Genomic DNA, 23,171 nt, shown 5'->3' with positions numbered 1-23,171 from the left:
TACGGCACCACCTGCGGAACGGCACCCGACGGCACCCGTTCCGCCGCGCGCGGCGTCCGACTCCCGGCCCGTGGCCAGGAGTCGCGCAATCCTGATTCTGTCAGGCCCGCGCCTGGTCCGGCCCCGGCTCCGGGTCCGCGTTCGCGCGCGGCGGCGACAGGAGGGCGAAGACGGCCCCTTGATTGTCGGCCACGACGGCGATCCGGCCGTACGGCGTGTCGAACGGATCGGCGGTCACGCGGCCGCCGAGGCGCTGCACCGTGGCCACGCTCGCATCGCAGTCGGGGACGGCGAAATAGGCCAGGAAGTGGGCGGGCATGATCTCCGGGAAGGCGTCGGTGATCAGGCTGCGGCCCAGGACGGCGGTGGCCGCGCCGGGCGCGGAGCCGGGCGGGGACCACAGGCGGTACTCGGCGGCGGGGGCACCGGGAGCACCGGGGGCGGCAGCCGGCTCGTCGGGGTCGTACTGGTCCTCGGGAACGTAGCCGAAGACGGTGGCGTAGAACACGTCGACCGCGTCGCGGGCGCGGGTGTAGAGCTCGCCCCAGCAGTAGGTGTACGGCTCGCCCTGGGCCTCGAATCCGTGGTGGGTGCCGGGCTGCCAGAGCCCGAAGACGGCGCCTCCCGGGTCGGCGGCCATGGCGGCGGTGCCGTAGGGGCCGACGGGCTGGGGGTCCATCACCATCTGGCCGCCGGCTGCGCGGATGCGGGCCGCGCAGGCGTAGGCGTCGGAGGTGTGGAGGTAGATGCCCCAGACGGTGGGCATGCGGCCGTCGGGCTTGGGGGCGAGGGCGGCGACGTTGCGGCCGCGGCTGTAGGCCTGGGTGTAGCCGCCGTACTCGGGGCCCGCGCTGTCGCCGAAGGTCCACCCGAAGAGCTCACCGTAGAAGCGCTTGCCCGCCTCGACGTCGGGCAGCGAGGCGTCGACCCAGCAGGGGGAGCCTTCCGCGAATGCGACCATGGGGAGGTTCCTTCCGGTTGCGCCGGGTTGCACTGGTTTGCACTGGGTCTGTCCCTGATGGACATGGTCCGCCCGAAAGGTTGTCCACACCCTGTTGATAAGACTATTCGGGGGATACGGGGGGATACGGAGGGGGGTGCGTCGGGCTTGGAGGGCAGGGTGTACCGGGGTTGGACGGGTCGGCGCCTTCGCCGCTCACCGCCCCGGTGGCGCCGCCGCAATTCGGCCGAAATCCGCTGCCCCGGGACGTCCCGCAGTCGCTCCTGGGCTGGTCGGCGGGGCCGTAACCCCATTTGCAGGCGGCCGAATAGCGCGCCGGAGCCCCCTCGGTAAGCTGACGGCATGACAGGACAAGTACGCACCGTCGACGGGCGTGTCGCCGGCCGGCGCGGCCAGGCGACGCGGCAGAAGCTGCTCGACTGCCTCAGCGAGATGCTCAGCTCCTCGCCGTACCGCGACGTCAAGGTGATCGACGTCGCGCGCAAGGCCGGTACCAGCCCCGCCACCTTCTACCAGTACTTCCCGGACGTCGAGGGCGCCGTCCTGGAGATCGCCGAGGAAATGGCCACGGAGGGAGCCCAGTTGACGGCGCTCGTCGAGGGCCGCAACTGGGTCGGAAAGGCGGGCTGGGCAGCCGCTGAGGAACTGGTCGAGGGATTCCTGGACTTCTGGCGCCGCAACGACGCGATCCTTCGCGTGGTCGACCTCGGCGCGGCCGAGGGCGACAAGCGGTTCTACAAGATCCGCATGAAGATCCTGAACTCCGTCACCAACTCCCTTACGGAGTCGATGAAGGAGCTCCAGGCCAAGGGCAAGGTCGACAAGGACCTCAGCCCGGCGGCGATGGCCGGCTCACTGGTGGCGATGCTGGCAGCGGTCGCCTCGCACCAGAAGGGCTTCCAGACCTGGGGCGTCAAGCAGGCCGAACTCAAGCCCAACCTGGCGCTGCTCGTGCACCTGGGCATCACCGGCAAGAAGCCGACCAGGTGACGGCGGACCCCTCGCGGGGGTCCGCCGTCGGCGCAGGCTCCCGTACGCCTGGGGTCAGCGCCGCTCCAGGCGGAACAGCCTGATCTCGCGCTCGATGCGCGCCTGGTACGTCGCGTACGGCGGCCAGAACTTCAGTACCGCCCGCCACGCCTCCGCCCGTTCGGCCCCTTCCAGCAGGCGGGCCCGTACCGCGATGTCCCGCCCCTGCCAGTTCACGTCCGCGTCCGGGTGCTTGAGCAGGTTCCCGGTCCAGGCCGGGTGGCCGGGGCGGCCGAAGTTGGACCCGATCAGCAGCCAGCTGGCGCCGCCGTCCTCCGGCATGCACGCGAGCGGGGTGGTGCGCGGCTCGCCGCTCTTCGCACCCTTGGCGGTGAGGATCACCCCGGGCAGCATGCGGGCGCTGAGCAGCACCTTTCCGCCGGTCAGGCGGTGCACCGCCTTGTCCATGGCGGGGATGAAGTGCGGTGCGATCCGGGCGAAGAGGAGGGTCGAGGAGACCTTCTGTATGAGCTTGACGGGGAGGGTCGCACCGGGAGCCATCAGACGGCCGCCTTCTGTGGAGTCGCGGAGGGCGTTGCGGACGGAGTCGTGGACCGGTCGGGTGCGGCGAAGAGGCCGGCCTGCTGCGCGGCATGCCCGCGGAGCCGGTGGACCGGGCCGAAGAGCAGCTCGTCGGCAGCCGCCCGCTTGAAGTAGAGGTGGGAGTCGTGCTCCCAGGTGAAGCCGATGCCCCCGTGGAGCTGGATGGCCTCTCCGGCGGTGATCCGCAGGGCCTCCAGCGCCTGGGCGAGGGCGAGGGGGCCCTGTTCGGGGTCCCAGGCGGCGTAGTAGGCGGCCGAACGGGCGGCCTGGACCTGGACGTAAAGGTCGGCCAGGCGGTGCTTGACCGCCTGGAAGGAGCCGATGGAGCGGCCGAACTGCTCGCGCCGGCACACGTAGTCCACGGTGCGGGCCAGCGCCTGGCCCGCCGCGCCGACGGCCTCGGCGGCGAGGACGGTGGCGAGGAGGAGTCCGGCGGCGGCCAGGGCGGGGAGCGGGTCGGTGCCGGTCCCGGTGCCGGCGCCGTGGGCGTCCTGGAACGGCGCGCCCAGCAATTCGGCTTTTACGTCGCGCAGTTCGATACGGCCCTGGGGGCGTGTCTCGTCGAGGGTGGCCTGCCGGGTTCGCACGAGGCCGGGCGCGTCCCCCCGGACGAGGAAGAGCAGGGTCCGGGCCCGGGCGAAGCCGCCGGTGTGCGCGGCGACCAGGAGCAGGCCGGCGCTGTGCCCGTCGAGGACCTGGGCGACCTCCCCGTAGAGCCGCCAGCCGTCGCCGTCGGCGCGCGCCTGCACCCCGCCCGCGCGGCCGCCGCCCGCCCAGTCTCCGGGGGCGTTGTCGCCGGTCAGGGCGAGGGCGGTGGCCAGGGCGGGCCCGGGCACGGCGAGCGCGGCGGTCAGCTCCCCGGACGCGAGCGCGGGCAGCAGGGCGGTGCGCTGGGTCTCGGTACCGAGGGCCCCGATCAGCGGGGCGGCCAGCGCGGCGGTGGCCAGCAGGGGCGAGGGCAGCAGCACGCGCCCCGTCTCCTCGCAGGCCAGCGTCAGGTCGGCGGGAGCGCAGCCGACGCCGCCGTACTCCTCGGCGATGGCGATGCCGGGCAGACCGAGCTGCCGGGAGAGCTGCTGCCACAGCTCGCGGTCGTATCCGGCTTCGGTCCGGACGGCGGCCTTGACCTCGTCCGGGCCGCAGCGTTTGCCCAGGATCTCGCGCAGGGTGCGGCGCATCTCGTCCTGCTCCGCGGTGAAGGCGGCATCCATCGTCGGGCTCCTCCCCGTTTCTGACGGGCCGTCATGTTAGAGCGGCGGGGGCGAGATGCACAGGGGGCGGGGGCGGGCTTTGGGGGTGGGGCCGGGGAGCGGTTGGGGGGTGGGTGCGAGTGGATGGGGGTGGGTGGGGGTTTCATCTGACGCCATGTCAGATGTACCGTCCTCCCATGCCTGGACCCCTGTCCGCACCGCCCGTGTCCCCGTCCCTTCCCGCACCCCGCCGCCGGGTCGCGGTGGTCGGCGTCGCCCTGTCGGACTGCGGCCGGGTGGACGGCCCGACCCCGTACACCCTGCACGCGCAGGGCGCCCGGCGGGCGCTGGCCGACTCCGGCCTGGACCGTTCCGTCATCGACGGCTTCGCCTCGGCCGGCCTCGGCGTCCTCGCGCCGGTGGAGGTGGCCGAGTACCTCGGCCTGCGGCCCACCTGGGTCGACTCGACGTCCGTCGGCGGCTCCACGTGGGAGGTCATGGCGGCCCACGCCGCCGACGCCATCGCCGCCGGACACGCCAACGCCGTCCTGCTCGTCTACGGCTCGACGGCCCGCGCCGACATCAAGGCCCGGCGGCGTACGTCGAACCTGTCGTTCGGGTCGCGCGGGCCGCTCCAGTTCGAGGTGCCGTACGGGCACACGCTGGTAGCCAAGTACGCGATGGCCGCGCGCCGCCACATGCACGAGTACGGCACGACGCTGGAGCAGCTCGCCTCGGTGGCCGTCCAGGCCCGGGCGAACGCCGCCACCAACCCGGACGCGATGTTCCGCGACCCGATCACCGTCGAGGACGTCCTCACGTCCGACCCGATCGCCGACCCCTTCACCAAACTGCACTGCTGCATCCGCTCCGACGGCGGCTGCGCGGTGCTCCTGGCGGCGGAGGAGTACGTTCCGGACAGCGCGAAGACCCCGGTCTGGGTGCTGGGCACGGGCACGTCCGTCTCGCACACCACGATGTCGGAGTGGGAGGACTTCACGGTCTCCCCCGCCGCCGTCTCGGGCCGCCAGGCCTTCGCCCGAGCGGGCCTCACCCCGGCGGACGTGGACCTCGCCGAGATCTACGACGCCTTCACGTACATGACCCTGGTGACGCTGGAGGACCTCGGCTTCTGCGCCAAGGGGGAGGGCGGCGCCTTCGTGGAGAAGGGCCGCCTGCTGCGGGACGGCGAACTCCCGGTCAACACCGACGGCGGCGGCCTCTCGGCCTGCCACCCGGGCATGCGCGGCCTCTTCCTCCTGGTGGAAGCCGTCCGCCAACTCCGCGGCGAGGCGGGCCCGGGCAGACAGGTCACGAAGCGCGGCGGCGGTGGTGGCGGTGGCCTGCCGGAGATAGCCCTGGCGTCGGGCACCGGCGGCTGGTTCTGCTCTTCGGGGACGGTGCTGCTGGGGCGGGGGTGAGGGCGGGGGTCCCTCAGCGGCCAGGCGGGGAGGTCGGGGGGCCGCCTCGTCGGGCGTCCGGGACCCCGTCGGCCTGGCACATGGGGGTGCGGGTCATGGACGAGGGGGTTCGCCGGCCGTGCGTGCCCTGAGCCAGGTGAGCAGGGTCGTGAAGGCCGGGGTCATGGTGGCGTCCGACTGTTCGAGGGTCGTCGTGCGCGGTCCGTCCTCCATCGTGATCGCGTAGCTCATCGCGTCCCGCGCGCGGTCGCCCTCGGCTGCTGCGGGAGCCGCTGCGGCGGCTGCGATCAGGCGGGTCAGTTCCGCTGCGGCGGAGGCGGGCAGGGTGGCCGTGTCCAGGACCTCCGGCGGGCGGCGGGTCGTCGCCGCCAGCCCGCCGAATGTCTCCAGCGTCACCTTCACCGGCTGCCCTTCAGCGCGGTCAGGTCCTTGGCCAGTCCCGTCACCTTGGCGTTCAGTTCCCCGAGCTGCCGGGACAGGGCTGCGATGCCGTCGTCGCGGCCCACGCGGCCGTTCCCGTCGACGGCGAAGACCCGGCCCTTCGGGACGCCGCTGATCTGGATCTCCACCCCCGCCCAGGCCGCCAGCACGGCCGCCTGCTCGGCGCTGCCGGCACCGAAGAGGTCCCCGGCCTTCTGGAAGGTGGTGTCCGCGAAGTCCTGGAAGCCGGCGTCGGCGGTCGAGGCCCTGAGCGAGTCGTACCAGATGTGTCCGGCGGCCTCCCACGCGAATCCGCCGATGCCCACTGCGGCCAGGAAGAACGCCTTGTTCGGGATGCCGGAGTTGAAGTGCACCCCGCCGGAGTCCCCTCTCGGCGTGTCGGGCAGATGGATGAACTTGCTCATGCGGTCGGGCTGGGGGTCCTTGCCGAACAGGGGATTGTTGTACGCCTGCCCCGGCTCCTTCAGCGATCGCAGGGCGTCACCGGCGATTCCCGGGGTCCATACGTCGGCGCCGATCTTCCAGTCCGCGTCCTCCGCCTTCTGCTTCAGCGACCACTGCTTGACCAGTGAACCGAATACGTCCGACATGGATTCGTTCAGGGCCCCGGACTGGTTGTGGTACTCGAGTCCGGCAGTGGTCTCGGTGACGCCGTGCGTGAGCTCGTGGGCGATCACGTCGAGGGAGCCGGTGAGGTTGCTGAACTCCTTCCCGTCCCCGTCGCCGAAGACCATCTGCTGCCCGTCCCAGAACGCGTTGTTGAACTGCACGTCGAAATGGACGTAGCCGTCCAGGCGCATGCCCTGGTCGTCGATCGAATTGCGCTGGAAGACCTCCCGGTAGAAGTCGCGCGTCAGGCCCAGTCCCTCGAAAGCCCGGTCCACCGCAGTGTCGGCGGACTCCGGTCCGTCTTCCGTCCTGACCAGAGTGGCGCGGCGCAGGGTCACCCCCTCGTCGCAGTCGAAGATGGTGCGCCGGCCGTCACCGGCGGTGGCGGCCGCGCCCGCGAGGGAGGCGCGGACCGTGCGTTCACCCCGCAGACGGGCGGTGGTCAGCATGGTGTCCAGGGCGGCCTGGCGGACGTCACCGTCCGGGCTCTCCAGGAGCTTTTCGAGGATGTACGGAGGGATGATGCAGTTGATCGGACGGGCCCTGCTCATGGGGCACCTCCTGCCCAAGAGGACCAACGGTTAAAGATTCATCATTTGACATTTCATCATTTGATGTGAGGGCGATCTCGGATCGCATGGCAGCGGTCGTTTCGCGTCGATATCACCAGTCTTGCTCCGCCACCAGTCGCCAGCAACCGCCGGGCGAAGTGCGCCTGCGCCCCTGCGCGCGCCGCACGAACGGGCAGCTGCTCACCGGCGCGCGGCCTGGCACCCGGCGGCACGTCAACCCGCTTTCCAGCTAAGGTTTTTGACGCCCGCGCGAGCGCGCGGTTACGTTCGGCCCATGGATCTCTTGCGCTACGTGGCCTTCAGCACCGACCCTCTCGGCGGGAATCCGGCGGGTGTGGTGCTGGACGCCACCGGCATGGATGAGGCGACGATGGCTGCCACGGCGGCGGACGTCGGCTATTCGGAGACGGCGTTCGTGGTGCCCCGGCAGGACGGGGAGCTCGACATCCGCTACTTCAGCCCGCAGGCCGAGGTGCCGTTCTGCGGGCACGCAACGATCGCCACCGCCGTCGCCCACGCCCAGCGGTACGGCGTGGGCAGGCTGGTGCTGCACACCCAGGCGGGCCCGGTGCCGGTGACCACCTCGACGGGGCCGGACGGGGCGGTGGTCGCCACCCTGGTGAGCGTGGCGCCGCGCACGGCGGAGATCCCGGAGGCCGACCTGGCGGAGCTGCTGGCCGCGCTGCGCTGGTCGGCGGCCGACCTGGATCCGGCGCTGCCGCCGCGGGCGGCGTACGCGGGGGCCTGGCATCCGGTGATCGCGGCGGGGAGCCGGGAGCGGCTGTCGGACCTGGACTACGACATGGCGGGGCTGGCCGCGCTGATGGCCCGCCGGGACTGGACGACGGTCGCCCTGGTCCGGCGCGAGTCGCCGACGGTCTTCCACACCCGCAACCCCTTCCCGCCGGGCGGGGTCGTCGAGGACCCGGCGACGGGTGCGGCCTCCGCCGCCCTGGGCGGGTACCTGAGGAGCCTTGGCCTGGTGGAGGTGCCGGCGGTGCTCACCGTCCACCAGGGCGTGGACATGGGCCGGCCGAGCCTGATCACGGTGGGCGTGCCGGCGGACCCGACGGCGGGCATCGAGGTGACGGGCACGGCCGTCCCGATCGCCTGACGGGGCGGGGGGATGCGGGCCACGGGGCAGCCCTTAGCCTGGCGGGATGACGGGTGACTCCGAGTTCCACGAGGTCCTGCACTCCCTGCGCGTCTGGGACACCGCCCTGCCCTCCTTCGACCCGGCTTCGGCGCCCGCGGAGCCCCTGGAGCTGTTCCGGGAGTGGTTCGTGCACGCCGCGCGGGCCGGGCAGGTGGAGCCGCACACGATGAGCCTGGCGACGGCGGACGCCGACGGGCGGCCCGACGTGCGGATCGTGATGCTGCACGAGGCGGATGCGCGGGGCTGGCACTTCGCCTCGCACGCCACCAGCGCCAAGGGGCGCCAGCTGGCCGGGCGGCCGGAGGCGGCGCTGGTCTTCTACTGGCCCGCGGTGGGGCGGCAGGTCCGCGTGCGGGGCCGGGTGAGCGCGTGCGGGGAGCGGGAGAGCCGGGCGGACCTGGCGGTCCGCTCGCGCGGTGCGCTGGCGGCGGCGCTGACGGGCCGGCAGAGCGAGGTGCTGGGCTCCGCGGAGGAGCTGGCGCGGGCCTCGGCGGCGGCCTGGGAGCGGGCGGCCGCGGAGCCCGACGCCCCGGCGCCGACGTGGACCCGTTACGTACTGGAGCCGTCCGAGGCGGAGTTCTTCCAGGGCGACGCCGCCCGCCGCCACGTCCGCCTGCGCTACCGCCGCACCGGTCCGGACACCTGGGCCCGCGAGCTGCTCTGGCCGTGAGCCCGCCCGGACCGCCGCTTCAGGGACGGAACACCGCGACCCACACCCCGTCGGCCGCCTCACGGAAGGTGACCCGCAGCGGCATGCCGATGCGAAGCTCCCCCTCCGGGCAGTCGACGACCTCGGTCATCATCCGGGGTCCCTCCGCCAGGTCCACGACGGCGGCCGTGTACGGGACGCGTTCGCCGAACGGCGGCAGGTCGTTGCGGTGGATCACCGACCAGGTGTAGAGGGTCGCGCGGCCGCTCGCCTCCTCCCAGGCCACCCGGTCCTCGCCCGCCCAGCAGAAGGGGCAGAACTCGCGCGGGTAGTGGTGGGCGCGCCCGCAGTCGGCGCAGCGCCGCAGCAGCAGCCGGCCCCCGGCGGCGGCGTCCCAGTAGGGGCGGGTGAACTCGTCGGCCTCGGGGAGGTCGTACCGTGCGGCGCTCACAGGAACAGTCCGATCGCGGCGTCGAGGGACCAGGTCTGCCAGGCCATGGCGAAGAACGCGACGCCCGAGATCAGCGCCATCATCGCGTTCTGCCCCTGCTCAGCCCAGTCGTGGATCATCAGCACCAGGTAGAGCAGGTTCAGCAGCAGCCCGCCGGCCAGGGCGACGGGGGTCAGGAACCCGAGCACCAGACCCAGGCCCAGGGCGAGCTCCGCGTAGACGACGACGTACGCCATCAGCCGCGGGCGCGGCTGGACGACCGAGGCGAAGCCGCTCTGGACGAAGGACCACCGGTGCTTGCCGGCGACGTCGGCGGCCCAGGCTATGCCGGTGCCGCGCTCGAACCAGCCCTTCTTGTCCTTGTGCCGCCAGCTCTCCAGCCACCACAGGCCGAGGCCTATGCGCAGCACGGCGAGCCATTCGGCCCCGCTGAGCCAGATGGTCTGCATGGACCGCCACCCCTCCACTTGATCTGACGGTACGTCAGTTCAGCGGATCGGCGCCGATCCCGCAAGGCCTCAGGCGACCTCCGTGAACAGCCGCCCGTACCCCTCGACCCCGTCCGCCCCCGCACCCGCCGCGCGCAGGGCGGACCACAGCAGGACCTGGTTCGCGGTCAGCACCGGGCGGCCCAGGGTGGCCTCCAGGGCCTCGATCACGCCGACCGCGCGCAAACCGTTCCCGCCGATCACGACCGCCTCGGCCGCGTCCCCCACCTCGCCGGCCACCCAGTCGTGCAGCGCCTGCGGGGTGACCTGCGTCTGCCCGCCCGGCAGTCCGCAGGGGGCCGCGTACGGGACCTCGAAGCCGGCCTCCTCGTAGTAGCCGCGGCCGAGCTCGTTCAGCGTCTCGTCGAACCACGGCGGGTCCACCAGCGCGATCCGCCCCACCCCCAGGGCGCGCAGCGCCTCGACCGCGGCCGCACAGGTGGCCACCACCGGCAGGCCGTGGGCGCGCTCGCGCAGCCGGGCCAGCATGTACGCCTCCCCGCGCGCCCCGATCACGTACGAGGAGCTGGTGAAGGCGAACGCGACCACCGCCACCGGCGCGTCCGCCAGCAGCCCGGCCGCCTCGTCCAGCCGCGGGGGCTCGGCGAAGGCCCGTACGGGCGCCAGCGGGATCGTCTCCTCCATCGCACCGCCGCGCCCCATCGCCCCGAACGGCACCCGCGCGAAGTGCAGGCCGACACCGGCCGGGGCCATGGCGCGCAGCTCCGACTCGGGGCCGACGTCGGCGTGAGGGGTGAGGACACCGAGCCGGACGCGTACGTCCCACCCGTCGGGCTGCCACATCGCGCACTCCTCTCCACTACCGAGACGCCCCACTTTGGCAGGGTTCGCCCCTCTCTGCGGCCGAGCCGCGCCGGGCCCGGCGCGACCGGCGCCCGCCCCCGTGACCGATCCGCAATCGATTCCCTCCTCGACCGAGACCCATCAACCCTCTGTGTCGATACGCTCACTCCTCATGCCCGCGCCCGCACCGGACCTGACCAGCACCCAGCCCCGCCCCGTGTACGTGATCGGCGGGGGCCCCGGCGGCCTCGCCGTCGCCGCCGCGCTGCGCGCCCGCGGGGTGCGCGCGGTGGTCGTGGAGCGGTCGGACGCGGTCGCCACCTCCTGGCGAGGCCACTACGAGCGGCTGCGGCTGCACACCACCCGCCGGCTGTCGGCCCTGCCGGGCCTGAAGATGCCGCGCCGCTTCGGCCGCTGGGTGGCCCGGGCCGACGTGGTCCGGTACCTGGAGAAGTACGCCGAGCACCACGAGCTGGAGCTGGTCACCGGCGTCGAGGTCACCCGGATCGAACGCGCCGCCGACGGGCGGGGCTGGACCCTGCACGCCTCGGGCGGCCGGCTCCTCGCGGCCGGGGCGGTGGTCGTGGCCACCGGCTTCAACCACACCCCGCACCTGCCGGACTGGCCGGGCGCGGCCACCTACACCGGGCGGCTGCTGCACGCCTGCGGCTACCGCGAGCCCTCCCCGTACGCGGGACGGGACGTGCTGGTCGTCGGCGTCGGCAACACCGGCGCCGAGATAGCCGTGGACCTCGCCGAGGGCGGGGCGGCCCGGGTGCGGCTGGCGGTGCGCACCGCCCCGCACATCGTGCGCCGCTCCACGCTGGGCTGGCCCGCGCAGCGCACGGGGATCCTCGTCCGCCGGCTCCCGGTGCGGCTCGTGGACCGGCTCGGGGCGCTGGTGGCGAAGGTCTCGATCCCGGACCTGTCGGCGCACGGGCTCCCGCGCCCGGCGCCGGACCTGTACAGCAGGGCCCGGCAGGGGGCGATCCCGGTCCAGGACGTGGGCCTGATCGACGCGGTGCGCACCGGCCGGGTGGAGCCCGTGGCCGCCGTGGCCTCCTTCGACGGCGACCGCGTACGCCTCGCCGACGGCACGGAGATCACCCCGGACACGGTGATCGCCGCGACGGGCTACCGGCGGGGCCTCGAAGCCCTGGTGGGCCACCTGGACGTCCTGGACGACCGGGGCCGCCCCCGCGTCCACGGCCCCCGCACCGCCCCCAGGCCCCCGGCCTGTACTTCACCGGCTACACGAACCCCGTCAGCGGCATGTTCCGCGAACTGGCCCGCGACGCCCGCCGCATCTCCAGGGCCCTCGCCCGCTAGGACCTAGGCCGGTTCCGGTCTGGACTGCGCCCGAACACCTCTGCCACGGTTCGGGCACACCACCTCCACGACCTTTCCTGCGCATCCCTGTTCCTGACGGCACGTCAGTTCAGTAATCTGACTAGACGTCAGCTACCGACGACTCCATCGAGGTTCATCGAGCAGGGCGGGCGAAGCGATGCTTGGATCTACTCACGGCACCCTCACCACCGACTTCCGCGCACGGGTCGAGGCCTGCGGGGAGACCCCCAGGACGGCCGTCCACTCCACGACGGCACCGGCCGCCGGGGACACGGCCGAACGGGACGTCAGCGGCCGGCCCCTGCACTCCGACGTACCCGACCTGGACCGGTTCTTCCAGCCGGAGTCGGTGGCCGTCATCGGCGCCTCCGACACCGAGGGCCGGCCCAACACCGGCATCACCCGGCAGCTGATCGCCTGGGCCGACCGCGTCGGCGCCCGCGTCCACCCCGTGCACCCCACCCGGACCGCCGTCTTCGGGCTGCCCTGCCACGCCTCCGTCGCCGAGCTGCCCGAACAGGTCGACCTCGCGGTCCTCCTCGTCGCCGACCCGGTCCCGGTCATCGAGGAACTCGCCGACACCAAGGTCAAGTTCGCGGTCGCCTTCGCCTCCGGATTCGCCGAGACCGGCGAGAGCGGCGCCGCCGCCCAGGCCCGGCTGACCGCCGCCGTCCAGCGCTCGGGGCTGCGCCTGCTGGGCCCCAACACCAACCTCAACGCCTTCGAGAGGTTCCGCGACGACCTCGAAGGCCCGGCCATCGCCCTGATCACCCAGTCCGGCCACCAGGGCCGCCCCGTCTACACCCTCCAGGAACTGGGCATCCGCCTCTCCCACTGGGCCCCGACGGGCAACGAGGCCGACCTGGAGACCGCCGACTTCATCTCCTACTTCGCCGAACGGCCCGAGGTCGGGGCCATCGCCTGCTACGTCGAGGGCCTCAAGGACGGCCGCTCCTTCCTCCTCGCCGCCGACCGGGCCGCCCGCAACCGGGTCCCCGTCGTCGCCGTGAAGGTCGGCCGCACCGAGACGGGCGCCCGCATGGCGGCCTCCCACACCGGCAAGCTGACCGGCGCCGACACCGTCGTGGACGCCGCCATGCGCCAGTTCGGGGTCATCCGCGTCGACGGCCTCGACGAACTCCAGGACACCGCCGCCCTCCTCGCCCGGGCCAGGCCCCCGCAGGCCGAGGGGGTCGTCGTCTACTCCATCTCCGGCGGCACCGGCGCCCACTTCTCCGACCTCGCCACCGAAGCCGGGCTGACCCTGCCCACCCTCTCGGACGCCAAACAGGCCGAGCTCCACCAGTGGATCCCCTCGTACCTCAACGTCGCCAACCCGGTCGACAACGGCGGCCACCCCGTCGGCGACTGGCGCGGCCGCAAGATCATCGACGCCCTCCTCGCGGACCCCTCGGTCGGCGTCCTGATCTGCCCCATCACCGGCCCCTTCCCCCCGATGAGCGACAAGCTCGCCCAGGACCTGGCCGACGCCGCCGAAGCCACCGACAAGCTGGTCTGCGTCATCTGGGGCTCCCCCGTCGGCACCGAGGAGGCCTACCGCACCACCCTCCTGGGCTCCTCCCGCGTGGCCACGTTCCGCACCTTCGGCAACTGCATCACCGCCGTCCGCGCCTACCTCGGCCACCACCGCTTCACGGCCTCCTACCGCTCCCCCTTCGACGACGCCCCCCGCACCCCCTCCCCCTCCTACCGCAAGGCCCAGGCCCTGATGCGCCCGGGCCAGCAGCTCAGCGAACACGCCGCCAAGCAGCTCCTGCGCGCCTACGGCATCCGCGTCCCGCGCGAGCAGCTGGTCACCAGCGCGGCGGCCGCCGTGCGCGCGGCGGGCCTGGTCGGCTACCCGGTCGTCATGAAGGCCTCGGGCCCCCAGCTGGCCCACAAGACGGAACTCGGCCTGGTCAAGGTCGGCCTCACCTCGGCGAGCCAGATCCGCGACGCCTACCGCGAGCTGACGGACATCGCCCGCTACGAGAACATCCCGCTGGACGGGATCCTGGTCTGCCAGATGGTCGAACGCGGCGTCGAAATGGTCGTCGGCGTCACCCAGGACCCCCTCTTCGGCCCCACCGTCACCGTGGGCCTGGGCGGCGTCCTGGTGGAGGTCCTGAACGACGCCGCGGTCCGCGTACCCCCCTTCGGGGAGGACCAGGCCCGCACGATGCTCCGCGAACTGCGCGGCGCGGCCCTGCTGGACGGCGTACGGGGGGCTCCGCCGGCGGACGTGGACGCGCTGGTGGAGGTGGTCCTCCGCGTCCAGCGGATGGCCCTCGAACTGGGCGACGAGCTGTCGGAGCTGGACATCAACCCGCTGATGGTCCTCCCCCGCGGCCAGGGGGCGGTAGCCCTGGACGCCCTGGCCATCTGCCGCTAGCCGGTGGCACACCCCGGTCCGATGTCCCCCCCACCCACCCTTGCCCCGTCCCCCGGGGCTCCGCCCAGCTGGGAGGGCCCCCAACCACGCCGGATGGCGCGACGACGACCGCAGCAGCGGACGCACCCGACCAGGGCGGCAGCCGCAGATCCGGACGCACCCGGCCGGGGGCGGGGACGGGGTGGGGTGTCGTCCGGGGCTAAAACGAGATGACTTCGGCGCCCTGGGGAGCCAGGCATCTCTGACCCGGCTCGGAGCGCCGAACATCGAAGCCCGCCCCGGACGGCACCCCACCCCGGCACCGACCCCGGCCACCCCCGACCCCGCACGCCCCGACCCCGCCCAGCCCCGCACGCCCCGACCCCGCACGCCCCGGCCACCCCCGACCCCGCACGCCCCGGCCACCCCCGGCCGCACGCCCCGACCCCGCACGCCCCGGCCACCCCCGGCCCCGCACGCCCCGACCCCGCACGCCCCGGCCCCCGCAACCGCCCGGCCAGGGCAACCGCACCGACCCCGCCCCGCAGCCCCGCCCCCGGGGCAGCGCCCGACCCCGCCGACGGAGACCCATGACCCCCGACACCCCCTCGGACGAGATCCGGCACCGCTTCGAGAGCGGCGTCTCCTGGATCACCCTCAACCGCCCCGACGCCATGAACGCCCTCACCTGGGACCAGCGCGAACGCGTCATCGCCCTGCTCGCCGACGCCTCCGCCGACCCCGCCACCCGGGCGGTCGTCCTCACCGCCACCGGCAAGGGCTTCTGCGCCGGCGCCGACCTCCGCAGCGGCCCCGCATCCGCCGCCGCCACCGACCGTGTCGCCGGCGACGTGGCCCGCATGATCCGCCTGGGGGCCCAGCGCCTCGTCACCGCGGTCCTCGACTGCGAGAAACCCGTCATCGCCGCCGTCAACGGCACCGCCGCCGGCATCGGCGCACACCTCGCCCTCGCCTGCGACCTCGTCATCGCCGCCGAACCGGCCCGCTTCATCGAGGTGTTCGTCCGCCGCGGCCTCGTCCCCGACGGCGCCGGCGCGTACCTGCTCCCCCGCCTCCTCGGCCCCCAGAAGGCCAAGGAGCTGATGTTCTTCGGCGACGCCGTCCCCGCCGCGGAGGCCGCCCGCCTCGGCCTCGTCAACAAGGTGGTCCCGGCCGACGAGCTGGAGGCGGCCGCCCGGGAGTGGGCCGAGCGCCTCGCCCAGGGCCCCACCCGCGCCCTCGCGCTCACGAAGCAGCTGGTCAACGCCTCCCTGGACAGCGACCGCGCAACGGCACTCGCCGCCGAGGCCACCGCCCAGGAGCTCAACATGACCACCGCCGACGCCAACGAGGGCGTGGCCAGCTTCGTGGAACGCCGCACCCCGAAATACCGAGGCCGCTAGGGCCAACGCCCCACCCACCCCGGGGCCCCACCCCCGGGCCGCACGACACGGCCCGGGCTCCCCCACCCCCACCCCCTACATCCGCGGATCCGGCCTCAGCACCGCGAACACCGCCCCCGCCGGGTCCGCCGCCCAGGCGATCCGCCCGACGTCCGGCACGTTCGCCGGCGGCATCAGCACCGCACCCCCGGCCCCCTCGACCGCCGCCACGGTCGCATCCGCGTCCGCCACGTGGAAGTACGGCACCCAGCGCGGCAGGATGTTCGACGCCCCGCCAGTCCCCTCCCCCTGCGGCGCGACCCCGCCGAAGGAGGTCTGCTGCTGGTCGCCGTCTGCCAGGCTCAGCACCCGGTACGTCATCCCCGGCGTCTCCATCTCCGCCGACCGCCACCCGAACACCCGGCCGTAGAAGCCGAGCGCCGCCTCCGGGTCCGGCACGTGCAGCTCCACCCACACCAGGCTGTTCTCGGCGGAGGCCACCTCCAGCCCGCCCGTCTTCCCGGGCTGCCAGCAGGCGAACCGCGCACCCTGCGGGTCGGTGAACTGGGCCAGCCAGCCCTCCCCCATCACGTCCATCGGCGCCACCCGCACCTCCCCGCCCGCGCGCTGCACGGCGTCGGCGGTGACCCGGATGTCGTCGCTCTGGAAGTACACGGTCCACGCCGAGTCCGCCCCCTCCTCCGTCAGGGGGCCGAGCGCGGCCACGGTCCTGCCGCCCTGCTGGAAGAACCCGTAGCCGCCCGCCTCGGGCCCGGCGGAGACGAAGTCCCAGCCGAAGACCGCCCGGTAGAAGGCGGCGGCCGCGCCGGTGTCGGGGCTGCCGAGGTCGAGCCAGTTGGGCGATCCGGTACGGAAGTCGGTGCCGAGCATCAGGTCCTCCACAGGTAGGCGCCACGCAGTCGCTCGCCACCATGCCCACCCCCCACCCCCCTCGCGGCGTACCGGCCGCCATGCCCGCCCGGATTCACCCGTTCGGCGCCACCCGCCACCCGCTACCCCCTTCCCGACCCTTCCAGACCCGTCCCGCCCCTTCTCATCTGATGACCCGTCAGGTTCAATCGAAGGGTGATGGGACACGCAGGGATGGCGGCCACCGTCGTCCGATACCTCAGGTCAGCCGGCTCCCCCACCTCCACGGCCCGGGAGCCCGACCCCGCGCACGTCGACGCCCTCCCGCGCCCCGACCTGCGGGCCGTCGGCGAGGACGAGCGCGCGCCCGTCAGCCCCGCCGAATTCCGTGCCGTACTGGGCAACTTCGCGAGCGGGGTCACGATCATCACCGCGCCGCCCGCCGAGGGCGAGGAGGGCCCGGCCGGCTTCGCCTGCCAGTCCTTCGCCTCGCTCTCCCTCGACCCACCCCTGGTCACCTTCATGGTGGCCCGTACGTCGACCACCTGGCCGCGCATCGCCCGCGCCGGGGTGTTCTGCGTCAACATCCTCGGCGCCGGACAGGGCGAGCTCTGCCGCGCCTTCGCCGTCAGCGGTGCCGACAAGTTCGCCGGCGTCTCCCACCGGCCCGCCCCGGCCACCGGCTCCCCGCAGCTCGACGACGTGCCGGCGTGGATCGACTGCCGGATCCACGCCGTCCACACCGGCGGGGACCACCTCATCGTCGTCGGCCGCGTCGAGGCCATGGGCGCGGAGGGCGAGGGCGCCCCCCTCCTCTTCCACAAGGGCCGCTTCGGCCGCCTGGCCGACTGACTCCCCCCGCCCGCCCACCCGTTATCCTGCCGGTCTCGAACGGGCGGGGGGCCATGAAGAGGACGTACGAACACGCGCGCACCGGGTGGACGACCACCACGGGATGGCTGATGCTGGCGAGCGCCCTGGGCGCGGTCGTCTGCAGCCTGGCCGGGGTGAGCCCGTACCCGCCCCTGACCGTCGAGATCGCCCTCGCCGGCGCCTCCACCGCCTTCGCCGTCTGCTGGGCCGTGGCCTCGTACCTGGCCGGCCGCAGACCGCCGAAGGTGTCACTGACCAAGGCCCCGCCGACCCCCGCACCGCGCCGCCAGGGCCGCGTGCTGCGCTACCTGCTCTCCTTCGGCGTCCCGTTCGCCACCGCGGCCGCGCTCGTCGTCGCCGCCACCGGTTCCAGCGAGGACGGCAAGCGCACCGAGCGCCTGGAGCGGGCCGGGTACGACCTCCACCGGGCCGAGATCGTCCGGCTGACCGGCGAGCCGGACCACACCGCTGCGACCGACGACCGCGACGGCTACTACGAGACGGACGTGGTCCTGCGCGTCCCCTACGACGACGGGCCCCGCGAGGTCCCCGTGAAGGCCGTCTACACGAAGGACGCTCCTGCACCGGGCTCGGCCGTGGACGTGTACTTCGCCCCCGCCCACCCCGAGGTCGGCGTCGGCACCCGCTCCGTCTTCCGCCGCTCGGCGCCACTGCTCACAGTAGGCCTCTGCGCTCTCCTCGGCCCCTGGTTGATCATCGCGGGCGCCTCTGTGAAATCGGAGCTGTCCCGGGCTGCCCTGCGGCGGCTCCGCCGCTTCGAGCCCGCCACCCACCTGCCCGCGCTCGCCATCCTGCTCCTCGGCGTCCTCGCTCTGCTGCCGGTGGCTCTGGAGACCGAGGTCGCGGGTTTCAGCCGCCTGTGGACCGTCCTCGCCGTCCCGGCCCCGGTCCTCGCCCTCCTGTGGGTGGCCCGGCGCGCGTGACGCGAGCCGGGCCACCGGGCCGCCACCGCCCGTCAGAACGTGAGCACCCCCCGCGCCACCCGCCCGTGGTGGGCGTCGTCCGCCGCCTTCGCGAAGTCCTCCACCGGGTAGACCTCCGTCACCAGCTCGTCCAGCAGCAGCTCCCCCCGCCGGTACAGCTCGGCGTAGAGCGCGATGTCACGCTGCGGGCGTGAGGACCCGTACCGGCAGCCCATGATCGTCTTGTCCAGGTACATCGAGGAGACCAGGAACGACGCCTCCTCCTTGAACCCCGGCACCCCCAGCAGCACCGCCTGCCCGTGCCGGTCCAGGAGGTCGATCGCCTGCCGGATCAGCTTCACGCTGCCCACGCACTCGAAGGCGTGGTCGGCGCCCGTCGGCAGGATCTCGCGGACGGCCGCCGAGGTGTCGGCGAGGGACCCGGCCGCCGACGCGTCCACGAAGTGCGTGGCCCCGAACTGCCGCGCGACCGCCTCCTTCGCCGGGTTCGCGTCCACCGCGACGATCACCGAAGCCCCCGCGATCCGGGCGCCCTGGATCACGTTCAGCCCGATCCCGCCGGTCCCGATGACCACGACGGTCTCCCCGAGCCCCACCTTCGCCCGGTTCAGCACCGCCCCCACCCCGGTGAGCACCCCGCATCCGATCAGCGCGGCCGAGGTCAGCGGGACGTCCTCGGGGATCTTCACCGCCTGTACGGCCTTGACCAGGGTCCGTTCCGCGAAGGCCGAGTTCGACGCGAACTGGAACAGCGGCTGCCCGCCCCGCGAGAACGGCCGGCCGGGCATCCCGATCGCCCTGCGGCACATCGTCGGCCGGCCCCGGTCGCAGTCCGCGCAGGCCCCGCAGTTGGCGAGGGTGGACAGGGACACGTGGTCACCCGGCGCCACGTGCGTCACACCCGGCCCCACCGCCTCGACCACCCCCGCCCCCTCGTGCCCCAGCACCACCGGCGGCGGGAAGGGGATCGTCCCGTCGATCACCGACAGGTCGCTGTGGCACAGCCCGGCAGCGGCGATCGCGACCAGCACCTCCCCCGGCCCCGGATCCCGTACCTCCAGGTCCCCGACCACCTGGGCCTGCTTGCCGTCGAACACGACGCCCCTCATCTGGGCTCCTTAGGCAGGCCGAGCACCCGCTCGGCGATGATGTTCCGCTGGATCTCGTCCGAGCCGCCGTAGATCGTGTCGGCCCGGGTGAACAGGAACAGGCGCTGCTCCTCGTCGAGCCCGAGTTCGTACGGGACCCCGCTCGCCCAGAGCCCCGGCCCGGCCGTGGCCCGCGCACCCCGGACGGCCACCGCCAGCTCCCCGAGCCGCCGGTGCCAGCCGCCCCACAGCAGCTTGGCCACGCTGGGCGCCCCGGCGTCCCCGGCCTCCCCGAGGGTGCGCAGGGCGTTCCACCGCATGGTGCGCAGCTCGGCCCACTGCCGTACGAGGCGTTCGCGCAGCACCGGGTCGGGCGCACCCGAAGCCGCGTACGCCTTGACCACGCGTTCCAGTTCCGCCGCGAAGCCGATCTGCTGGACGAGGGTGGAGACCCCGCGTTCCAGGGCGAGCAGCCCCATGGCCACCGTCCAGCCGTTGCCCTCGCCGCCGACGACCTCCTCCGCCACGGCCCCGTCGAAGAAGACCTCGTTGAACTCGGCCGTCCCCGACATCTGCCGGATCGGCCGGACCTCGACCCGTCCGGGCTGGTCCATCCGCACGAGGAGGAAGGACAGGCCGTGGTGGCGGCGCGAGCCGGCCTCGGTGCGGGCGAGGACGAAGCACCAGTCGGCCTCGCGGGCGAGGGAGGTCCAGATCTTCTGGCCGGTGACGCGCAGCCGCCCGTCCGCCGGGTCCCGGACGGCGGCGGTGCGCAGTCCGGCGAGGTCGGAGCCGGCGTCGGGTTCGCTGTAGCCCTGGCACCACAGTTCCTCGCCGCGGGCGATCGCGGGCAGGAAGCGGTCCTTCTGCTCCAGGGTGCCGTAGGCGAGGAGGGTGGGGGCGAGAAGGTTCTCGCCGATGTGGCCGACCCGGGCGGGGGCGCGCGCCGCGGCGTACTCCTCGGCCCACACCACCTGCCCGGTGAGGGAGAGCCGACGGCGGCCGTAGGCGCCGGCCGGGGCGTCCCAGCCGGTGCCGATCCAGCCGCCTCGGCCGAGTTCACGTTCCCAGTCGCGCCGGGCCCCGACGCCCTCGTGTTCGCTGCCGGGGCCGCCGAGGCCTATGGCCTGCTCGTACGGGCCGACGAGGTGGTCGGTGAGCCAGGCGCGGGCGCGGCCGCGCAGCTCCTCGGCTTCGGCGCCGAAACTGAAGTCCACGCCCCACCCTTCCCTTCTACGCGTTCGGGCGGTCCTTGGCGGCGGCCGCCTTGGCCATGGCTTCGAGCTGGGCGAGCATCGGCATCGGGTCGGTGCCGACGGTGCCGGGGAGGAAGTCGGCGATCTTCTCGGGGGTCCAGGCCCCTTCGGCATACCCGGCGCGCAGTTCGCGGGGCTGGGCCCAGACGGCGATCTTCGGTCCGGCGATCGTGTAGACCTGCCCGGTGATGCCCTCGGCCTTGGCGCGGTCGCTGAGCAGGTAGGTCACGAGCGCGGCGACGTCCTCGGGCTCGCCGATCTCCTTGAGCTCCATGGGCACGTTGGCGGACATCCGGGTGCGGGCGACGGGGGCGACGGCGTTGGCGGTGACCCCGTACTTGTTGAGGCCGAGGGCGGCGCTGCGGACGAGGGAGATGATCCCGCCCTTGGCGGCGCTGTAGTTGGCCTGGGCGACGGAGCCGGCGTGGTTGCCGCTGGTGAAGCCGATGAGGGTGCCGGAGCCCTGGCGCCGCATGACGGCGGAGGCGGCGCGGAACACGGTGAAGGTGCCCTTCAGGTGGGTGGCGACGACGGGGTCCCACTCCTCCTCGGACATGTTGAAGAGCATCCGCTCGCGCAGGATGCCCGCGACGCACACCACCCCGTCGAGGCGCCCGTACTGGGCGAGGGCGGTGTCGACGATGCGCTGGCCGCCCGCCATGGTGGAGATGTCGTCGGCGACGGCGACGGCCTCGCCCCCGGCCGCGAGGATGTCCTTCACCACCTCCTCCGCCACCTCACTGGTGGGCGCGTTCCCCTCGATCCCGACGCCGTAGTCGTTGACGACGACCTTGGCGCCCTCGGCGGCGGCGGCGAGCGCCACGGCCCGGCCGATGCCCCGGCCGGCGCCGGTGACGGCCACGACCTTGCCTGCCAAGAAGTTCCCCACGTCCGGCCCCTTCCCGCTTTTTCTGACGGTCCGTTAGATTCTATGACCAGTCAGATCCCTTCCCACAAGCCCCTGTTCGTTCAAGGAGTGGATGGCGGCCATGACCCTGCCCCCCGAGTTCCACGAGATCGCCAAGCGCGTCAACAACTGGGGACGCTGGGGAGCCGACGACGAGATCGGCACCCTGAACCTGATCACCGAGGAGGTCGTACGGGCGGCGGCGTCGGAGATCCGCACGGGCCGCCGCGTCCCGCTGGCCCTGCCCCTCAAGGAGGACGGGGTGCAGGCGGGGATGATCCCGGGCCGGATCAACCCCCTCCACACGATGGTCCAGATCAACCAGGAGCTCTTCGGCCCGGGCACGGTGGCCTGCAGCGACGACGCCGTGACGATGGGCCTCCAGGCGGCGACCCACTGGGACGCCCTCACCCACGTCTCCCACTCGGGCCGCATCTACAACGGCCGCCCGGCGACCACGATCACCGCGCACACCCGGGCCCAGTTCAGCGGCATCGACAAGGCCACGCCGATCGTCTCGCGCGGGGTCCTCCTGGACGTGGCCCGCGCCAAGGGCCTGGACCGCCTCCCCGGCGACCACGCGGTCACCCCGGAGGACCTGGCGGAGGCGGAGGAGTTCGGCGGGGTGAGCGTCCACGCGGGCGACATCGTCCTGGTCCGCACGGGCCAGATCCAGGCCTACCTGGCGGGCGACAAACACGGCTACGGCTTCCCGTCCCCGGGCCTGTCCGTCCGCACCCCGGAGTGGTTCCACGCCCGCGACGTGGCGGCCGTCGCGAACGACACCCTGACCTTCGAGATCTTCCCGCCGGAGATCGAGAACCTGTGGCTCCCGGTGCACGCGCTGCACCTCGTGGAGATGGGCATGCACCAGGGCCAGAACTGGAACCTCGAACCACTGTCCACAGCCTGTGCGGAAGCCGGCCGCTACACCTTCCTCCTCTCCGCCATGCCGGAACCCTTCACGGGCGGCACGGGCACACCGGTCGCCCCGGTGGCGGTGCTGTAGCCGGTCAGCCCCCGCAGCCCCCGCAGGCTCCTCCGCACTGCCGGGAGGGCTGGTCGTCGTCGGCCCAGGCGACGGCCTCACCGTTGCCGGGCTCGTCGGCGAAGAACGCGATGGCCGGCATCAGCAGGAGGGGCACCAGGGCGAGCCCGGCGATCCCCCAGTTGGTGAGCGCCTCCTGGACGCCCTGCAGGTCCGAATCCATCACGATCCAGCCCAGCACCACCCATATCCCCACACCCGCCACCGAACCGACCGACAGCCACCGATCCGCCCTGTTCATACCCCACCCCCGTCGCCCACCTGTTCGACGATGTGCCCCCGCCGCGGCGACGGAACACATGCCTCCGTCAACCTCACCCGGGGACGAGACTGAACCACACCACCTTCACGGAGTCCCCCTGCGCCACCGCCGCCCAGTCATCGGCACAGGCGGCCACGAGCGCCAACCCCCGCCCACAGGTGGCGAACACCCCGAGCCCACCACCCTGCGGCCAGTGCTCGGGGGCGCAGTCGGAGACGTAAACGGTCACCCGGTCCCGAGCCAGGGCGACCTCGACGGCAATCTCGGCCGTATCGGTGTGCCGGTAGGCGTTGGTCACCACCTCGGACGCACAGAGCCGCGCCCGCTCCTCCAGCCCGGCATACCCGGCACTCCGCAACACGGACACCACCCAGTCCCGGGCGATGCGAGGGGTATCGGCCCGACTCGGCGCGACCATCCGATAGCTGAGCCCGACCCCGGGGGCGGGCTCGTCGGCATGCCGTAAAGCGCTCGTGTTCATCGTGGTTCACTCCCAACGCGGTACG

Annotated in this window: 23 protein-coding genes and 1 pseudogene; 10 read left to right on the top strand and 14 right to left on the bottom strand. The window is 73.4% G+C overall.

The features are described from left to right. Positions 1–100 precede the first annotated feature (100 nt). Positions 101–961, bottom strand: coding sequence for a VOC family protein (locus tag B4U46_RS20445; RefSeq protein ID WP_079429182.1), 861 nt, complete (start codon positions 959–961; stop codon positions 101–103). Positions 962–1,303: 342 nt separating this feature from the next. Here B4U46_RS20445 and B4U46_RS20440 point away from each other — a divergent pair, with 342 nt between their 5' ends. Further along, entirely contained in the window at positions 1,304–1,951 is a 648-nt protein-coding gene (locus tag B4U46_RS20440) for a TetR family transcriptional regulator (protein WP_079429181.1), read from the top strand. Between the two features lie 54 nt (positions 1,952–2,005). Here the strand turns inward: B4U46_RS20440 and B4U46_RS20435 are convergent, their stop codons facing one another. Both B4U46_RS20435 and B4U46_RS20430 read right to left on the bottom strand, forming a co-directional pair. Further along, a complete protein-coding gene (locus B4U46_RS20435; protein ID WP_079429180.1) occupies positions 2,006–2,491 on the bottom strand; it encodes a nitroreductase family deazaflavin-dependent oxidoreductase in 486 nt (161 codons plus the stop codon). Then, on the bottom strand, positions 2,491–3,744 hold the full coding sequence (locus B4U46_RS20430; protein ID WP_079429179.1) for an acyl-CoA dehydrogenase family protein: 1,254 nt from the start codon (positions 3,742–3,744) through the stop codon (positions 2,491–2,493). Before B4U46_RS20430 ends, B4U46_RS20435 begins: the two co-directional genes overlap by 1 nt. Before the next feature lie 176 nt (positions 3,745–3,920). On the opposite strand from B4U46_RS20430, the gene B4U46_RS20425 reads away from it, so the two are divergent. After that, positions 3,921–5,144, top strand: a complete 1,224-nt coding sequence (locus B4U46_RS20425; RefSeq protein WP_079429178.1) for a thiolase C-terminal domain-containing protein — start codon at positions 3,921–3,923, stop codon at positions 5,142–5,144. Between the two features lie 93 nt (positions 5,145–5,237). Here the strand turns inward: B4U46_RS20425 and B4U46_RS20420 are convergent, their stop codons facing one another. Both B4U46_RS20420 and B4U46_RS20415 read right to left on the bottom strand, forming a co-directional pair. Beyond that, positions 5,238–5,540 carry a protealysin inhibitor emfourin gene (locus tag B4U46_RS20420; protein ID WP_237293018.1) on the bottom strand — a complete coding sequence of 101 codons (303 nt, stop codon included), beginning with the start codon at positions 5,538–5,540 and terminating at the stop codon, positions 5,238–5,240. Positions 5,541–5,542: 2 nt separating this feature from the next. Next, entirely contained in the window at positions 5,543–6,745 is a 1,203-nt protein-coding gene (locus B4U46_RS20415; RefSeq protein ID WP_079429176.1) for a M4 family metallopeptidase, read from the bottom strand. Between the two features lie 295 nt (positions 6,746–7,040). Between B4U46_RS20415 and B4U46_RS20410 the strand changes: the two genes are divergently transcribed. Next, positions 7,041–7,880: a PhzF family phenazine biosynthesis protein gene (locus B4U46_RS20410; RefSeq protein WP_079429175.1), complete on the top strand. Its 840-nt coding sequence runs from the start codon at positions 7,041–7,043 to the stop codon at positions 7,878–7,880. 46 nt (positions 7,881–7,926) lie between these two features. Next, a complete protein-coding gene (locus B4U46_RS20405; protein WP_079429174.1) occupies positions 7,927–8,592 on the top strand; it encodes a pyridoxine/pyridoxamine 5'-phosphate oxidase in 666 nt (221 codons plus the stop codon). A gap of 19 nt (positions 8,593–8,611) precedes the next feature. Here the strand turns inward: B4U46_RS20405 and B4U46_RS20400 are convergent, their stop codons facing one another. The 3 genes from B4U46_RS20400 to B4U46_RS20390 all read right to left on the bottom strand — a co-directional run bounded on the left by B4U46_RS20400 (position 8,612) and on the right by B4U46_RS20390 (position 10,314). Further along, a complete protein-coding gene (locus B4U46_RS20400; protein ID WP_079429173.1) occupies positions 8,612–9,022 on the bottom strand; it encodes a Zn-ribbon domain-containing OB-fold protein in 411 nt (136 codons plus the stop codon). Then, on the bottom strand, positions 9,019–9,471 hold the full coding sequence (locus B4U46_RS20395; protein ID WP_079429172.1) for a DoxX family membrane protein: 453 nt from the start codon (positions 9,469–9,471) through the stop codon (positions 9,019–9,021). Before B4U46_RS20395 ends, B4U46_RS20400 begins: the two co-directional genes overlap by 4 nt. A 69-nt stretch (positions 9,472–9,540) precedes the next feature. Continuing rightward, a complete protein-coding gene (locus tag B4U46_RS20390; protein ID WP_079429171.1) occupies positions 9,541–10,314 on the bottom strand; it encodes an aspartate/glutamate racemase family protein in 774 nt (257 codons plus the stop codon). A gap of 172 nt (positions 10,315–10,486) precedes the next feature. Between B4U46_RS20390 and B4U46_RS20385 the strand changes: the two are divergent. The 3 genes and pseudogenes from B4U46_RS20385 (at position 10,487) to B4U46_RS20375 (ending at position 15,438) form a co-directional block, all read left to right on the top strand. After that, a pseudogene (locus tag B4U46_RS20385) lies at positions 10,487–11,643 on the top strand (flavin-containing monooxygenase). A gap of 178 nt (positions 11,644–11,821) precedes the next feature. Further along, complete coding sequence (locus B4U46_RS20380) at positions 11,822–14,056, top strand: acetate--CoA ligase family protein (protein ID WP_079429170.1); 2,235 nt, start codon at positions 11,822–11,824, stop codon at positions 14,054–14,056. Between the two features lie 569 nt (positions 14,057–14,625). Next, on the top strand, positions 14,626–15,438 hold the full coding sequence (locus B4U46_RS20375; protein ID WP_079429169.1) for an enoyl-CoA hydratase/isomerase family protein: 813 nt from the start codon (positions 14,626–14,628) through the stop codon (positions 15,436–15,438). A 75-nt stretch (positions 15,439–15,513) separates the two neighbouring features. Here the strand turns inward: B4U46_RS20375 and B4U46_RS20370 are convergent, their stop codons facing one another. Next, a complete protein-coding gene (locus tag B4U46_RS20370) occupies positions 15,514–16,308 on the bottom strand; it encodes a VOC family protein (protein WP_079431883.1) in 795 nt (264 codons plus the stop codon). A 213-nt stretch (positions 16,309–16,521) separates the two neighbouring features. Between B4U46_RS20370 and B4U46_RS20365 the strand changes: the two genes are divergently transcribed. Both B4U46_RS20365 and B4U46_RS20360 read left to right on the top strand, forming a co-directional pair. Next, entirely contained in the window at positions 16,522–17,139 is a 618-nt protein-coding gene (locus tag B4U46_RS20365; protein ID WP_079429168.1) for a flavin reductase family protein, read from the top strand. Between the two features lie 53 nt (positions 17,140–17,192). After that, complete coding sequence (locus B4U46_RS20360) at positions 17,193–18,104, top strand: DUF3592 domain-containing protein (RefSeq protein WP_079429167.1); 912 nt, start codon at positions 17,193–17,195, stop codon at positions 18,102–18,104. A 32-nt stretch (positions 18,105–18,136) separates the two neighbouring features. On the opposite strand, the gene B4U46_RS20355 is transcribed toward B4U46_RS20360, so the two are convergent. From B4U46_RS20355 to B4U46_RS20345, 3 genes are read right to left on the bottom strand one after another with little or no spacing between them, the layout of a single operon-like run. Continuing rightward, the gene (locus tag B4U46_RS20355; protein WP_079429166.1) at positions 18,137–19,213 is read right to left on the bottom strand and encodes a Zn-dependent alcohol dehydrogenase; all 1,077 of its coding nucleotides are present in this window, start codon (positions 19,211–19,213) and stop codon (positions 18,137–18,139) included. Next, positions 19,210–20,409 carry an acyl-CoA dehydrogenase family protein gene (locus B4U46_RS20350; RefSeq protein ID WP_079429165.1) on the bottom strand — a complete coding sequence of 400 codons (1,200 nt, stop codon included), beginning with the start codon at positions 20,407–20,409 and terminating at the stop codon, positions 19,210–19,212. The genes B4U46_RS20355 and B4U46_RS20350 overlap by 4 nt, the downstream gene beginning before the upstream one ends. Before the next feature lie 16 nt (positions 20,410–20,425). Next, entirely contained in the window at positions 20,426–21,337 is a 912-nt protein-coding gene (locus B4U46_RS20345) for an SDR family oxidoreductase (protein WP_079429164.1), read from the bottom strand. Between the two features lie 100 nt (positions 21,338–21,437). On the opposite strand from B4U46_RS20345, the gene B4U46_RS20340 reads away from it, so the two are divergent. Next, positions 21,438–22,364, top strand: a complete 927-nt coding sequence (locus B4U46_RS20340) for a cyclase family protein (protein WP_079431882.1) — start codon at positions 21,438–21,440, stop codon at positions 22,362–22,364. Positions 22,365–22,368: 4 nt separating this feature from the next. On the opposite strand, the gene B4U46_RS20335 is transcribed toward B4U46_RS20340, so the two are convergent. Together B4U46_RS20335 and B4U46_RS20330 are read right to left on the bottom strand one after the other, a co-directional pair. Further along, positions 22,369–22,644 (bottom strand): hypothetical protein, encoded by a 276-nt coding sequence (locus B4U46_RS20335; protein WP_123995490.1) that lies wholly within the window; start codon positions 22,642–22,644, stop codon positions 22,369–22,371. A 73-nt stretch (positions 22,645–22,717) separates the two neighbouring features. Continuing rightward, positions 22,718–23,146, bottom strand: a complete 429-nt coding sequence (locus tag B4U46_RS20330; RefSeq protein ID WP_079429162.1) for an ATP-binding protein — start codon at positions 23,144–23,146, stop codon at positions 22,718–22,720. Positions 23,147–23,171: the final 25 nt, after the last annotated feature.

The organism is Streptomyces katrae (genome assembly GCF_002028425.1).
Lineage (GTDB): Bacteria > Actinomycetota > Actinomycetes > Streptomycetales > Streptomycetaceae > Streptomyces > Streptomyces katrae_A.
This window is presented reverse-complemented; position numbering and strand designations above follow the sequence as displayed.

What these genes read in the sequence shown, in the direction of transcription:
- B4U46_RS20445 (WP_079429182.1), bottom strand. Translation starts at nt 961, where the DNA reads ATGGTCGCATTCGCGGAAGGCTCCCCCTGCTGGGTCGACGCCTCGCTG.
- B4U46_RS20440 (WP_079429181.1), top strand. Translation starts at nt 1,304, where the DNA reads ATGACAGGACAAGTACGCACCGTCGACGGGCGTGTCGCCGGCCGGCGC.
- B4U46_RS20435 (WP_079429180.1), bottom strand. Translation starts at nt 2,491, where the DNA reads ATGGCTCCCGGTGCGACCCTCCCCGTCAAGCTCATACAGAAGGTCTCC.
- B4U46_RS20430 (WP_079429179.1), bottom strand. Translation starts at nt 3,744, where the DNA reads ATGGATGCCGCCTTCACCGCGGAGCAGGACGAGATGCGCCGCACCCTG.
- B4U46_RS20425 (WP_079429178.1), top strand. Translation starts at nt 3,921, where the DNA reads ATGCCTGGACCCCTGTCCGCACCGCCCGTGTCCCCGTCCCTTCCCGCA.
- B4U46_RS20415 (WP_079429176.1), bottom strand. Translation starts at nt 6,745, where the DNA reads ATGAGCAGGGCCCGTCCGATCAACTGCATCATCCCTCCGTACATCCTC.
- B4U46_RS20410 (WP_079429175.1), top strand. Translation starts at nt 7,041, where the DNA reads ATGGATCTCTTGCGCTACGTGGCCTTCAGCACCGACCCTCTCGGCGGG.
- B4U46_RS20405 (WP_079429174.1), top strand. Translation starts at nt 7,927, where the DNA reads ATGACGGGTGACTCCGAGTTCCACGAGGTCCTGCACTCCCTGCGCGTC.
- B4U46_RS20395 (WP_079429172.1), bottom strand. Translation starts at nt 9,471, where the DNA reads ATGCAGACCATCTGGCTCAGCGGGGCCGAATGGCTCGCCGTGCTGCGC.
- B4U46_RS20390 (WP_079429171.1), bottom strand. Translation starts at nt 10,314, where the DNA reads ATGTGGCAGCCCGACGGGTGGGACGTACGCGTCCGGCTCGGTGTCCTC.
- B4U46_RS20380 (WP_079429170.1), top strand. Translation starts at nt 11,822, where the DNA reads ATGCTTGGATCTACTCACGGCACCCTCACCACCGACTTCCGCGCACGG.
- B4U46_RS20375 (WP_079429169.1), top strand. Translation starts at nt 14,626, where the DNA reads ATGACCCCCGACACCCCCTCGGACGAGATCCGGCACCGCTTCGAGAGC.
- B4U46_RS20370 (WP_079431883.1), bottom strand. Translation starts at nt 16,308, where the DNA reads ATGCTCGGCACCGACTTCCGTACCGGATCGCCCAACTGGCTCGACCTC.
- B4U46_RS20365 (WP_079429168.1), top strand. Translation starts at nt 16,522, where the DNA reads ATGGCGGCCACCGTCGTCCGATACCTCAGGTCAGCCGGCTCCCCCACC.
- B4U46_RS20360 (WP_079429167.1), top strand. Translation starts at nt 17,193, where the DNA reads ATGAAGAGGACGTACGAACACGCGCGCACCGGGTGGACGACCACCACG.
- B4U46_RS20355 (WP_079429166.1), bottom strand. Translation starts at nt 19,213, where the DNA reads ATGAGGGGCGTCGTGTTCGACGGCAAGCAGGCCCAGGTGGTCGGGGAC.
- B4U46_RS20340 (WP_079431882.1), top strand. Translation starts at nt 21,438, where the DNA reads ATGACCCTGCCCCCCGAGTTCCACGAGATCGCCAAGCGCGTCAACAAC.
- B4U46_RS20335 (WP_123995490.1), bottom strand. Translation starts at nt 22,644, where the DNA reads ATGAACAGGGCGGATCGGTGGCTGTCGGTCGGTTCGGTGGCGGGTGTG.
- B4U46_RS20330 (WP_079429162.1), bottom strand. Translation starts at nt 23,146, where the DNA reads ATGAACACGAGCGCTTTACGGCATGCCGACGAGCCCGCCCCCGGGGTC.